We start from the raw sequence: 13,231 nt of genomic DNA on the forward strand, positions 1-13,231 counted from the left end.
ACTTTCCAAATGACGAACGAACAGAGGATTTCACCATGGCAGTGAGCAATGAAGAGCAGATGATGATCGACCTGGTCGCCGAATTCATCGACGAGCAGGTCAAACCCAGCGTCAACAAGGTCGAACACGCCAACGAATACCCGGAAGCGTGGATCCAGACGATGAAGGATATGGGCATCTACGGGCTCGCCATCGACGAACCGTGGGGGATGGGCAAGGTCTCGACCGAGGCGTATGCGCTCATCACTCAGGAACTCGCCCGCGGGTGGATGTCCCTGGCCGGTGCCATGGGCGGACACACAGTCGTTGCAAAGCTCCTCCAGGAATACGGCACCGACGAGCAGAAGGATAAGTACCTGCCTCGGATGGCTACCGGTGAGCTGCGGGCGACGATGGCGCTGACCGAACCCGGCGGCGGCTCCGACCTTCAGGCCATGCGCACCACAGCAGCGAAGGACGGTGACGACTACGTCATTAACGGGTCGAAGACGTGGATCACGAACGCCCGGAAATCCGACCTCATCGCACTGCTGTGCAAGACCGACCCCGAGGCGGAACCCCGTCACAAAGGCATCTCGATCATCCTCGTGGAGAAGGGGGAGGGCTTCACGGTCTCCCAGGATCTGTCGAAGCTCGGGTACAAGGGCGTTGAGACCTGCGAGCTGTCCTTCGACGGTCTGAGGCAGCCGCAGTCGCAGCTGCTGGGTGAGGCCGAGGGTGTCGGGTTCAAGCAGATGATGAAGGGCCTCGAGATCGGCCGCATCCAGGTAGCCTCCCGGTCGCTCGGCGTCGCGCAGGCTGCGCTCGATGATGCGGTGAAGTATTCGCAGGAGCGCGAGTCGATGGGCAAGCCGATCTGGAAGCATCAGTCGGTGGGCAACAAGCTCGCGACGATGGCGACGAAGCTCGAGGCCGCCCGGCAGCTCGTCCTCCACGCCGCTCGCACCTATGATTCGGGTGCGCGTGTGGACATGGAGGCAGGAATGGCGAAGCTCTATGCCTCGGAGATGGCCGCCGAGGTGGCCCTCGATGCCATCCGCGTCCATGGCGGTTACGGATACTCCACCGAATACGACGTCGAACGCTACTACCGCGATGCGCCGCTGATGATCGTCGGCGAAGGCACGAACGAGATCCAGATGAACGTCATCGCCAAGCAACTCATCGGCCGGAACAAGGCCTGAGGGTCATCGGCGGCACCCACACCTGTCGTACCCAAACGATTCGCCTCTAGCCATCTGACCACGCACTCCACCCGAGGGAAGAACATGACCCACAAACCCCGTCCGCGTCCGGACACTCCGCACATGATGACCGAGGAGCGCCTCGAGATCCAAGCATTGGCCCGCGAGTTCGCTCGCGATGTCGTCCTCCCGATCGCCAATGAGCTCGACCCGGTTGAGGGGCAGTTCCCCGATTCGATGGTCAAACAGATGGCCGAGATGGGGTTCTTCGGCATCCTCATCCCCGAAGAGTACGGCGGCCTGGGGCTCGGTGTGTTCGAGTACTGCCTCGTCGCCGAGGAACTCTCCCGTGCCTGGATGTCCGTGGCCGGGTTGCTCGCTCGCGGCAACGGCATGGGTGGCGGGTTCTCTCCTGGGCAGGAGGCCCGTCTGTTGCCGAAGGTTGCCAGCGGTGAGTACCTCGGGGCCTTCGCCCTGTCTGAGGCTGAGGCTGGGTCGGATGTGGCGAATCTGCGGTGCAAGGCAGAACGCAATGCTGATGGTGATTGGGTCATCAATGGCACGAAGATGTGGTGCACGTATGCCGATCAGGCAGACTACATCATCCTGTTTGCTCGCACCTTGGTGGAGGAGAAGCGGCATCGGGGGATCTCGGTGTTCCTCGTCGAGAAGGAACGCGGCACCTTCCCCGAGGGGATCTCCGGGGCGCCGGCGAAGAAGATCGGGTATCACGGATGGAAGACCTGGGAGCTGTCGTTCGACAACTTCGTTCTGCCTGCTGATTCGCTCCTCGGTGAGGAAGGACGTGGGTTCTACCAGGCGGTGTCCGGCCTCGAGGTCGGGCGTGCGCACACGGCTGCGCGGTCGATCGGGTTGGCGCAGGCGGCGCTCGAGGACTCGGTGAAGTATCTCAAGGAACGCGAACAGTTCGGGCATCCCCTCGCGGATTTCCAGCATCTGCGGTTCAAGGTCGCGGACATGGCTGCCCAGATCGAGGCGTGCCGGCAACTGATGTACCACGTGTGCACGGAGATCGATTCGGGTCGTCGCTGTGACAAGGAAGCGGCGATGGTGAAGTACCTGGCCGGAGAGATGAGCGAGAAGGTCACCTCGGAGGCGCTGCAGATCCACGGTGGTGCCGGGTACACGAAGGACTTCGCCGTCGAGCGCCACTGGAGGGATGCGCGGTTGACGAAGATCTTCGAGGGCTCGTCTGAGATCCAGATGCGCATCATCTCCGACGAACTCTTAGGCCGCTGATTTACTACCCGACGGCGGCTCAGCCACCTGGCGCCAAGTATCTGCGCCGCCGTCGGGTAGTAATTAGTAGGTTATGGGCGCTTTTCACGAACTACCGATTGGAATTTGACTGCGATGAGTGAGACGAACCTTCAGGACTGGGTCGGCCGCAGCGCCACCGCCACCGAGACCGCCGATGGGGAACGCGCCGCACGCCTGGCGACGCTGCTCGGCCACGACGGTGACCCGGCGGCGCCACTGTTCCCGCTCGGGCACTGGCTGCATTTCTCCGAAGACGATGTCCCGATGAGCGAACTCGGAGCCGACGGGCATGCCGCGCTCGGTGGGTTCATGCCCCCGGTGCCCCTGCCCAGGCGGATGTGGGCCGGCAGCGACCTGAGCTTCCACGCCCCGATCCTGCCCGGGCAGACGATCGAGCGGACGACGACGATCGAGTCGATCACGGAGAAGACCGGCAGCACGGGACCGCTGTGCTTCGTGAAGCTGCGCCACGAGATCACCGCAGATGGAACCCTGGCGACGACAGATCGGCACACGATTGTGTACCGGGAAGCCAACTCGGTTCCAGACGGATCGGCCGCACGGCCGCCACGGGAGGACTCGGATGCCCCGGAGGGGTGGGACTGGGTGAGAAGCGTCCGACCCAACGAGGTCATGCTCTTCCGCTACTCGGCGCTGACGTTCAATTCCCACCGCATCCACTATGACCACGCCTATGTCACCGAGGTCGAAGGCTACCCCGGGCTCGTCACCCACGGACCATTGACCGCGACGCTACTTCTCGATGCGTTCATATCCACCCACCCCGAGGCGACCGTGACCGAATACCGATTCACCGCGAAATCCCCGTTGTTTGCTGGTGAACAGATCCACCTCGTCGGGCGAGAGACGGAATCCGGCATCCACGAACTGCAGGCCCTCGTCCCAGGTGGGAAGACGGCCATCGCCGCGACCGTGAGCACGAACAACTGAGGAGAACGACCATGACCGACACCCGCCCCGCACCACTGACCGGCCTCAAGGTCGTTGAGATCTCCGCGTTCGTCGCAGCCCCGTTGGGGTCGATGACGCTCGCGCAGCTCGGCGCCGATGTCATCCGCATCGACCCGATCGGCGGCAACATCGATGCGAACCGGTGGCCGATCAGCGATGACGGCACCTCAATATACTGGGCGTCCCTGAACAAGGGGAAGCGGTCGGTCACGCTCGACCTGAAGTCCGAGAAAGGCCAGAAGATCGCCACCGACCTCATCGCCGAGGCGGGCACGCTCATCACGAATCTGCCCGCTCGTGGGTGGTTGAGCTATGAGAAACTCAAGCAGCGTCGCGAAGATCTCGTCATGCTCCGCCTAGGCGGGTGGCACGACGGTTCCCCGGCAGTCGATTACACGGTGAATGCGGCCAGCGGGTTCCCGATCATCACCGGTGACGACGAGCGCCCGGTGAACAATGCTCTTCCGGCATGGGATGTCGCTGCGGGGCTCTACATAGCCAACGGGATCATGGCTGCCGAGCTGGATCGCCGGTCCTCGGGCAAGGGCCAGGAGATCACCCTGGCGCTCTCCGATGTCATGCTCGCGACCGTCGGCAATCTCGGCTATATCGCGGAGGTGCAGACGACGGGGAAGACCCGTGGTGCCTTGGGCAACGGTTTATACGGGGCGTATGGGCAGTCGTTCGAGTGTTCGGATGGCCGCCAGGTCATGGTTGTCGTCATCTCGAACAAGCACTGGCGCGGCCTGGGCAAGGCGACGGGGCTTGCCGAGAAGCTCGAAATGATCGGGCCACTGCTCGACGTCGACATGACCACCGAGGGCGGCCGGTTCGAAGCACGAGAGGCGATCGATGCAGTGGTGCGCCCGTGGTTTGCCAAGCACAGTTCCGAGGATGCGACGGGGCTACTTGCCGAGGCGGGGGTGCTCGTCGGTGGGTTCCAGACATTTGAGGAACTGGTGAAATCTGATCCGCGGTGTTCGACGGAGAATCCAATGCTCACCGAAATCGATCAACCGGGTGTGGGTCGTGTCTTGGCACCAAGAGTGCCGTTGAAGTTCGGCGGGTCCCCAGCAGCCGGTGCCATGCCTGCACCACAGCTGGGTGGTAATGCGGCCGAGGTACTCGAATCTGAACTTGGTCTCGATGCCGAAGCGAGAAATCGGCTAAGCTTGGACGGAGTGGTCGACCTCGCGAAGTGAGCGGCCAGTGCGCGGGCTTGGACAACATTGACGATGACGTGAAGTTCACTACGGAGTTCGGCAATACCTAGCTCAACCGGGTAACGTCGGCCCTTTGCGATACCCACCTAGATCTTGTCGGACTCGATCAAGCTGGCTGAGCTCGTTGCCCGAGGAATCCGCCGCATCGTCTAGTCTCACGACGGAGCTTCTCAGTGCTTGCGCATGTCGAAACCGGGCTACGCAGATGGGTGCAAGACGTTACCTGGTTAGACTGCGAACCAACCGCCGAGTTTGAAGCCGTTCGACTGAGAAAGACATACCTGATGGCCACAACCTTTCATCCCGAACACCGCAGCGCCTACGCGTCATACATGTTGTTGTGGAATCCCGACTACTTCTTCTGGCCCGAGGACGAACGGTTGGAGACCCTTGCCAGTATCGAAGCAGGCGAACCGTCCGAGGCCCAGTGGTCAATGAGTGCGAACCATCGCCAAGTGCAGGTCGGTGATCGAGTCTATCTGCGCAAGACGGGCCAGGGAGATCGAGGCATCGTCGCTGCCGGGTGGGTCCAAGGAGAGGTCATCATGCAGCCTCATTGGGACGGCTCGGCAAGAGCTGCCACCTACGTCCCAATCTCCTGGGACTCTTTGGTTGACGTTGACAACCCCTTCAACCTTGAACCCATTTCCCAACAGTTTCCCTCCGGCATCTGGAGGGGAATGCAGAGCGGCATGAGGATTCCAGACGATGCCACTCAAGAGCTGGAACGTCAGTGGCAGGGCCACTTCGGTCGGGCGCTTCGACAGGAGCAGAACCGTGATGATGTCGATCATGATTCAGCGTCCCCCATCGAGCGGCGCTATGCAGTATCAGTCATCCGCGCAAGGCGGCATCAAAAGAGTTTCCGAGCGCTGCTGCTTCAGAATCGTGAGCTCAAATGCCAGGTCGACGGTTGTCCGATCTGCGATCTGCGACTCCTCGAAGCTGCTCATATCGTTCCCGACTCCGATGGAGGAGCGTCGTCCTTGGACAATGGTCTGCTGCTGTGCCCGAATCATCACCGAGCTTTAGACGTCGGGCTAATCGACTATGACGGCGATGAGTTCTTCTGGAATGAAGAAGTTGAGCCGTTCTGAATCTCGGCAACCCCTTTTCCACGCTCATATATGGCGGCCTCCGGCGATCTCCAGCACCACCCCCGTGATGTAGGAAGCCATATCCGAAGCGAGGAACGTGACCGCAGACGCGATCTCGCTCGGCTCTCCGGCTCTCCCCAGCGGAGTATCGGCCAACTTCGCCTCGATGAGATCCGGGCGCATTGCAGCCGTCATGGGTGTGTTGATGAAGCCAGGTTGGATGGCGTTCACGCGCACATTTTTGAACCCGACTTCCTTCGCGGCGGCTTTGGTCATTCCGACGATTCCCGCCTTGGCGGCAGAATAGTTCGTCTGACCCAGATTGCCCACTTTTCCGGCGATCGACGAGACGTTGATGATCGACCCGCCCTCGGGCTGATCACGCATGAACCCGGAAGCCGTCCGCAAGCCATTCCAGGTTCCTCGGAGATGCACGGCGATGACTTGGTCAAACTGTTCTTCACTCATCTTGCGCATGGAGGCATCGCGGGTGATTCCGGCATTGTTGACCATGACGTCCAACGACCCGAACCTCTCGACCGCGGTGGCGCACAGGTGCTCCACTTGGTCGAGGTTGACGACATCACATGCCACGCCGATCGCTCGGTCACCGATGTCGAGTGAACTAGCGGCCGCAGCGGCGGCTTCGCCGTCGAGGTCACCGATGACAACATCGGCGCCGGCGTCGGCGAATGCTCGGGCAATGGCATAGCCAAGTCCCTGGGCTCCTCCGGTGACGACCGCGGTGCGGTTTTCGAGCAGTTTCATGTGAACTCCTTCAGTAGTGGGATACGAGGTGACCGGTCAGAAGGGATAAGCGACAGGTGCCAACAACGCCGTGGCAGCCGCGAGTATGAGAACCAGCGGGCCGCCGATCTTGATGTAGTCCATGTAGCGGAAACCAGCGACGAGTGTCTGGGTCATACAGGCCGTGCCGATCGGAGTTCCGCATGCGAGGTTGCATGCCAGGGTGACGGCAATTGCCCAGCTCGTCGGGTCGGCGCCGAAAGAGAGCGCGACCGAGATGACAATTGGAACGAACATCGCTGTCAGGGCCGTATTTGAAGCGAAGTTGGTGAGGACCGCCGCGACGATGATGAAGACGCTGAGCACCAACCAGGGGCTCGACGTCTCACCGAAGGCTCCGACGATGGCATCGGCGATCAGCTGTCCGCCGCCCGAATCTGTCAGACCTTGGCCGAAAGCCTGAGCCGCGGAGAGGATGATCAAGGTGTTCCAGTCCATCTGCCTGATGGCGTCTTTGAACGAGATGCAGCCGGTGACGATCATGAGGATGGCGCCGATGAGCGCGATGACTGCGATATTCCACAGCCCGGAGACGAACCCGATGATGATGGCGACCATGAGGAGCATCGAAAACGGAAGCTTCCAGCGTGCCGGCTTCTCTTCACTCGCGCTGTTCGGATCTTTCTGGTCGGCGAGGAGGTCGGGCGGGGTGAAAGTCAGCACCTTGTTTCCGACGCGATAACCGATTGTGGCCATGTAGAGGACGGTGATCACGATAAGCGGACCGCCGATGCGCGACAGGGTGAAGATGCCCATCGGCTCCGTACCGTCGGTGGTCTCGAGGATTCCCTGGGTGACCAACTGAGCTGTCGACCCGGTCAGCGTGGCGATGCCGCCGATCGCGGCGCCGATTCCAGCACCCATGATGGCCAGTGGCATGCGAATGCGTCCCTGTGACCGATTCGCGATGATAGCAACAAGGGGAATGAAGATCGCGACGACTGCACTGTTGCTGAGGAACGCTGAGAGAATCGCCGAGGCGGCCGTGACGACCGCGATCAGTGCACGTTCATTGCGGTAGAGACCGATCGCTTCGAACTTCGAGGCGACGAAATCCGCGAATCCCGTCTTGAAGAGAGCATTTCCGACAACCATCATTCCGGCACAGAAGAGCGTGACCGTGCTTCCGAAGGGGCTGTAGGCCTCTTCGAGGTCGATGGCTCCGACGATGGCCATGAGCAGTGCGGCGATGATCGCGGTGACGGCGATCGGAATCTTTTCGAGTAGGAACGAGACCATCGCGACGGCGACGATGATGATAGTGAGAATTGGCAGAGCGACCATGGATATCTCCTCTTTGAGTACTGGCCGTTAGTGGCAATTGTGTGGTGACTGGTGAAACGGGACGTTCAGGCGGATTCGAAGACGGCAGCCATTCCTTGGCCTCCGCCGATGCACATCGTCTCGAGGCCCAAGCCCCCGCCTCGGCGATTGAGCTCGTGCAGCATCGTCGTCATGATTCTGACGCCGGTGGCCCCAACAGGGTGACCGAGGGAGATCCCCGAGCCGTTGACGTTGAGGCGGTCCATATCGGCCCAGTCCCAGCCTTTGAGGACGGCGAGGGCTTGCGGGGCGAACGCCTCGTTGAGCTCGACGAGTGAGAAATCATCGAAGGTCAGCCCGGTGCGTTTGAAGAGTTTCTCAATAGCTGGAACCGGTCCGATGCCCATCTGTGCGGGCTCGCAGCCGACGGCAGTCCACGCCGAAAGGTAACCCAGGGGTTCCAAACCGAGTATGTCCAATGCGTCTTCGGCGACGACCAGGCATGCGGCTGCCGCATCGTTCTGCTGACTCGCATTGCCTGCGGTGACGATTCCGCCGTCCATGAGCGGGCGGAGTCGTGCAAGGGAGTCGATGGTGGTGTCGGGTCGGATACCCTCGTCGCGTGTGAATTCGGCAGGATCACCACGGCGTTGGGGAACGGTGACGGGGACCACCTCGGCGTCGAAGGCCCCGGATTCCCATGCTTGAGCGGCACGGCAGTGGCTGCGGGCGGCGAATTCGTCGGCGTCCTCTCGTGTGATCCCGTAGGTTCGTGCGAGGTTCTCTGCGGTCTCGATCATTCCGGAGATATAACCGAATCGGTCTTCGGGCTGTGATCGTTCCCGCCCGCGTTCGAGCCTGTCATGAATGGTGGAGCTGCCTGATCGGCTGCCCCATCGCATGTCGGTTGAGTAGTACTCGATGTTGCTCATCGACTCGACACCACCGGCGATCACTGCGGTGGCGGCTCCTGTCTGCACCATCATCGCTGCGGTAGCGATGGCCTGCAGACCGCTGCCGCAGCGACGATCGAGCTGCATGCCCGCCACATGGATCGGCAGCCCTGCCTGGAGCGCAACCCATCGGCCGACGCACGGGACTTCGCTGTTGGCATAGGACTGAGCGAAGACGACGTCTTCGATCTGATCCATGTCTATTCCGCTGCGAGCAATCACTTCTCTGACAACGGTCGCACCGAGGTCTTCGACAGGCACCGGGCGCAATGACTTGCCGAAGCTGCCGATAGGTGTGCGTGTCGGGGCGACGATGGCTGCACGTTTCATTGCGGTCCTGTCTGTTCGGAGGTGCGGGAGGTCTGAGCGTGTGTGAAGTCGGGCGGTCTGCGTTCGAGAAATGCGGTTGTTCCTTCGACGCACTCCGATGAGCTGAAGGCGAGGCCGCTGGCGGCCAACGAGCGATCGATCATCGCCCGTTTCGAATGGGTTGTACCGTCGTCGATGAGCTGTTTGGCCAGAGCGAGGGCTTGTGGAGGACGACTGTTGAGGTTGTCGGTCAGGACGAGGGCCGCGTTCAATGCGTTGCCGGGGTCGACGACGCGATTGATGAGCCCCCATTCCAATGCAGTCTGAGCGCTGATCGGCTCGGCGAGGAAGATGAGTTCCTTGACCCGTCCCGCGGTGATGCGGTCTAAACTGCGATACGTTCCGCCGCTGCTGGGAAACACGCCGAGGTTCGTCTCCGGAAGTGCGAGTGAGACCTGTTCTTCGGCGACGATGAGGTCACAGCACAACGCCAGCTCCAGACCGCCTCCATAGGTCAGTCCTTGAAGCGCGGCGACGGTGGGCTTCGGAATCGTCGCAAGGGATGCGAAGATCGCATTCTGTCGGCGCAGCTTCCGGTCGACGGCTGCGCCCGGAACCTGCAGATCGGGGAACTCGGTGATGTCGGAACCGGCGCAGAAGGCCCGGGTGCCGTCCCCGGTGACCACGATTGAGCAGATGGAGTCATCGGCAGCGCAATGATCGATGAGTCCGCCGAGGCGTGCGACCATCGGGATGCTCATGACGTTGACCGGAGGGTTGGACAGTGTGAGCACCGCTGTGCGTCCGACCGTGTGGAAGCCGACGAGGTGGGCATTGTCGCTTGTCATGTGGCATTCCTTACTGTGCTTGGGATGACGAGAGCGTCAAGAGCGAAGGCTCCCTGGCCGGGCGGAAGCACCCGCAGGGGATTGATCTCGACGGAGCCGAGTTCGTCGGCATGGGCGTCGGCGAAGGACGAGACCGCAACGATGGCTCTCACCAAGGCGTGACGGTCACCGCCGGGGTGCCCGCGGAAACCGTCGAGCAGATCGGACATGCGAGTTTCGCTGATCATCTCGTGGGCCTGTGTGGTGTCGATCCGGCCGATTCGCATGGCGATGTCGCCATAGAGCTCGGCCTCGGTTCCGCCGAGTCCGACGACGGTCACCGGACCGAAGACGGGATCGTTCGTCGTGCCAATGATGACCTCGATTCCCTCCGGCGCCATGGCGGTGATGAGGACGCCGTCGATGAGGGCGTCGGGGGCCGCCACGGATACGCGATCAACGATGGCGCAACGGGCCGCCTCGGCGGATGCGGCGTCGGCGACATTGAGAACGACGCCGCCGATCTCGGTCTTGTGAGCGATTTCGGCCGAAACGATCTTGATCGCGTAGGGAGCAGGAATGGCCTGAGTGGCCTCAGACAGTTCATCTGAGCTCGTTACCAGGGCAGACGGCAACATGGGCAGACCAGCAGCTTCGAGTCTGAGACGAGACTCGAACTCGGATAGAGCACGATCGCCGAGGCTGTCGCTCGATTCGATCGTATCGACGTCGTGAGTGTGACGCCCCCATGCTTCGACGAAGAAGCTCAGTGCGCTCAGCGCCTTCACCGCCCGTTCCGAGTCGTCGTAAACAAGGAAGCCATCGTCTTCGTAGGCGGTGATGACAGAGGTGCGGGCTTCCATGCAGAGGACCGTCGGCCGGTCGAAGAAGTCTGCCGTGCCAGCTGTGATCGCCTGGCGCACTTGGTCGCCGAAGGCGGGTGTATCGGGGAGCATGGTCAGCGCGGCGACGATGCTGCTGTACCCGCCTTCGGCATACATCACTTCGAGAGTCTGCGTGATGAGCGAGGTGTCGTTGAGCCAATTTGCCGTCGTGTCGCAAGGATTGTTGTCGCTGCCCATGGGATTGATCTGCCGCAGCTTCTCCTGACCTGCTTTAGGCAGTGGCGCGACGTCGAGGTTGTGCCTTTCCGCAGCGTCACAGAGCTGGACGCCGAAGCCGCCCGAGACGGTGACGACTCCGAGGCTGCGTTCGGCAGGGTAGACCCCACGGCTGCAGGCATAGGCGACGTCGATCTGTTCCTGGGTCGTCGTGGCCCGGTAGGCGCCGTATTGGCGAAGAACTGCATCGAAGATCGCGTCTTCGCCTGCCAAGCTGTCCGTGTGGGACTGGGCGGCGCGTGCGCCGATCGCTGATTGGCCGACCTTCATGAACACGATCGGGATGTGGCGCCTGCGGGCATTTTCCAACGCTGAGGTGAACCGTGCTCCGTCGGTAACGCCTTCGGCGTAGGCGAGTATCACGGAGACGTCGTCTTGGCGGGCAAGCCAGTCGATGCATTCGGCAACATCGATGTCGCTTTCGTTGCCAGTCGACATCCAGTAGCTCACACCCAGATTGAGTCGACGGCAAAGGTAGGCCAAGTGGCCGCCGTAGGCTCCGCTCTGGCTGACGATGGCAACGCCGCCGGGTTTCGGCAATCCGCCGTCGAAGGCGCTGGAGAAGGTTCCCATAAAGCCGATCGATGAGTTCATGACTCCGAGGCAGTTCGGTCCGAAGAGTCGGACGCCGCGCTGCGCGGCTACGGCCTCGAGTTCCCGCTGTGCTGCTCGTCCCTTTGCCCCGGTTTCGGCAAATCCTGCTGCGAAGATCACCGCCGTTCCGATACCTGCGTCTGCGCACTCATTGACAGCGTCCAGCAGATGAGCGGCGCCGAGGCAGATCAGCGCGATGTCTGCTGATTCGGGAAGGTCGGTGACTGAAGCAAAGGCCGGCAGACCCTGGACGGTTGAGCGTTTGGGGTTGACTGGGTAGATGCGTCCTTCGAATCCCGCGCTTTTGAGATAGTGCAGAGCTCTGCCGGATATGCGTTCGGTGTTGTTCGACGCACCGATGATGGCGACTGATTGAGGGCGCAGGGCGCGGTCGAGGAAATGTTTAGAACCTGTAGCAGCGGAGGGAGCTGTGGCGGACCGAGTTTGCATAGAGTCTCTTCCTTGAGATGACGGGTTTCTCAACAGAGACAGCTTGATCGAGGATCGTTCTGTGATACAAGAGAATAATCTAGATCAAAAGTACTGATACATCATGTGTATCAAGGAGGGGTCGATGGAGCTGCGCCAGCTCAAGCACTTTCTCGCAGTTGCAGAGACTCTGAACTTCCGCGCTGCGGCGGAGAAACTCAATATGACTCAGCCCCCGCTCTCGGTGTCGATCCGCAAGCTGGAGGAAGAGATCGGCGCTGAGCTGTTGGTGCGTTCGACTCATCAGGTGGAGCTGACTGCAGCCGGTCGAGAGATTCTGCAAGATGTGAGGGAACTGCTCTTCGGTGCTGAAGAGGTCAAGCGCAAAGCTGTTGAGACAGTCGCGGGGTTGTCTGGCGAGTTGAGGCTCGGATTTGTCGGGTCTGCGAAGAATCGCGTCCTGCCGAGGCTGCTGCCTGAGTTCAGAAATCGATTTCCCAACGTTGTGCTCCGAGTCTTCGAAGGTTCCAACGCAGAATTGTCGACAGCGGTCCTTGACCGTCGGTTGGACCTGGCATTGCTACGTCCGCCGCTGGGGGAGCGGTCGGAGCTGCGGGCGCAGAATATCGAAGACGATGAGTTGGTCGTTGCTCTGCCCGCCCAGCACAAACTGGCGCGAATGGCGGAGATTCGCGCAATCGATCTCGGTCGAGAGCCATACATCGGGTACACCTCAGTGGGCTCTCCGGGTCTCGCGGCACAATGTCGTGTCGCATTCGAAGCGGCCGGAATCAATCCTCCGGTCGCTCAACGCGCAATACAGGTGGAGACGGCGTTGTTTCTGGTCGAGACCGGTCTCGGTTTCGCGCTTGTTCCGTCAAGTTTTCGACATCGCCTCAATCCGGGGGTGGTGCTGCTCCCGGTCAAGGACCGAACGAACTGGCCACAGCTGCAGTTGGCTGTCGCCTACGATCCGGCCTTCACCTCAAACATCGCCAAGACGATGATCGCAATGTGTACACGGCTAGTTGAGTAGTGGGAATTGAATGTCTCAAAGTCGGGACAAGCGGGTAGGTGAAGACGTTATCGAGTTCTTGGATCACGATAACCGTGTCGCCGACTGTAGCCACGGATTGGATGACACTCGATAGGCTGGTGCCGTTGTCACAAC

At 61.2% G+C, this 13,231-nt stretch carries 11 protein-coding genes; 6 read left to right on the top strand and 5 right to left on the bottom strand.

What is annotated here, in order from left to right; translation table 11 throughout:
* The first annotated feature begins 35 nt into the window (after positions 1–35).
* The 5 genes from KTJ89_RS14600 (at position 36) to KTJ89_RS14620 (ending at position 5,757) form a co-directional block, all read left to right on the top strand.
* Positions 36–1,184: an acyl-CoA dehydrogenase family protein gene (locus KTJ89_RS14600; protein ID WP_259358229.1), complete on the top strand. Its 1,149-nt coding sequence runs from the start codon at positions 36–38 to the stop codon at positions 1,182–1,184.
* Positions 1,185–1,268: 84 nt separating this feature from the next.
* Positions 1,269–2,444 (top strand): acyl-CoA dehydrogenase family protein, encoded by a 1,176-nt coding sequence (locus tag KTJ89_RS14605; protein ID WP_259358230.1) that lies wholly within the window; start codon positions 1,269–1,271, stop codon positions 2,442–2,444.
* Positions 2,445–2,558: 114 nt separating this feature from the next.
* Positions 2,559–3,416: an HTD2 family dehydratase gene (locus tag KTJ89_RS14610; protein WP_259358231.1), complete on the top strand. Its 858-nt coding sequence runs from the start codon at positions 2,559–2,561 to the stop codon at positions 3,414–3,416.
* 11 nt (positions 3,417–3,427) lie between these two features.
* Positions 3,428–4,639, top strand: a complete 1,212-nt coding sequence (locus KTJ89_RS14615; protein ID WP_259358232.1) for a CoA transferase — start codon at positions 3,428–3,430, stop codon at positions 4,637–4,639.
* A 305-nt stretch (positions 4,640–4,944) separates the two neighbouring features.
* A complete protein-coding gene (locus KTJ89_RS14620; protein ID WP_259358233.1) occupies positions 4,945–5,757 on the top strand; it encodes an HNH endonuclease in 813 nt (270 codons plus the stop codon).
* 24 nt (positions 5,758–5,781) lie between these two features.
* On the opposite strand, the gene fabG is transcribed toward KTJ89_RS14620, so the two are convergent.
* From fabG to KTJ89_RS14645, 5 genes are all read right to left on the bottom strand, one after another.
* Positions 5,782–6,525, bottom strand: a complete 744-nt coding sequence (gene fabG, locus KTJ89_RS14625) for a 3-oxoacyl-ACP reductase FabG (protein WP_259358234.1) — start codon at positions 6,523–6,525, stop codon at positions 5,782–5,784.
* A gap of 36 nt (positions 6,526–6,561) precedes the next feature.
* Positions 6,562–7,848 carry an SLC13 family permease gene (locus KTJ89_RS14630; RefSeq protein ID WP_259358235.1) on the bottom strand — a complete coding sequence of 429 codons (1,287 nt, stop codon included), beginning with the start codon at positions 7,846–7,848 and terminating at the stop codon, positions 6,562–6,564.
* Between the two features lie 65 nt (positions 7,849–7,913).
* Entirely contained in the window at positions 7,914–9,110 is a 1,197-nt protein-coding gene (locus KTJ89_RS14635; RefSeq protein ID WP_259358236.1) for an acetyl-CoA C-acetyltransferase, read from the bottom strand.
* Entirely contained in the window at positions 9,107–9,937 is an 831-nt protein-coding gene (locus KTJ89_RS14640) for an enoyl-CoA hydratase/isomerase family protein (protein WP_259358237.1), read from the bottom strand. Before KTJ89_RS14640 ends, KTJ89_RS14635 begins: the two co-directional genes overlap by 4 nt.
* Positions 9,934–12,081, bottom strand: a complete 2,148-nt coding sequence (locus KTJ89_RS14645) for an acetate--CoA ligase family protein (RefSeq protein WP_259358238.1) — start codon at positions 12,079–12,081, stop codon at positions 9,934–9,936. Before KTJ89_RS14645 ends, KTJ89_RS14640 begins: the two co-directional genes overlap by 4 nt.
* A 124-nt stretch (positions 12,082–12,205) precedes the next feature.
* Here KTJ89_RS14645 and KTJ89_RS14650 point away from each other — a divergent pair, with 124 nt between their 5' ends.
* Positions 12,206–13,096 (top strand): LysR family transcriptional regulator, encoded by an 891-nt coding sequence (locus KTJ89_RS14650; protein WP_259358239.1) that lies wholly within the window; start codon positions 12,206–12,208, stop codon positions 13,094–13,096.
* The last annotated feature ends 135 nt before the right edge of the window (positions 13,097–13,231 follow it).

The organism is Brevibacterium sediminis (genome assembly GCF_024895295.1).
Classification (GTDB): Bacteria; Actinomycetota; Actinomycetes; order Actinomycetales; family Brevibacteriaceae; genus Brevibacterium; species Brevibacterium sediminis.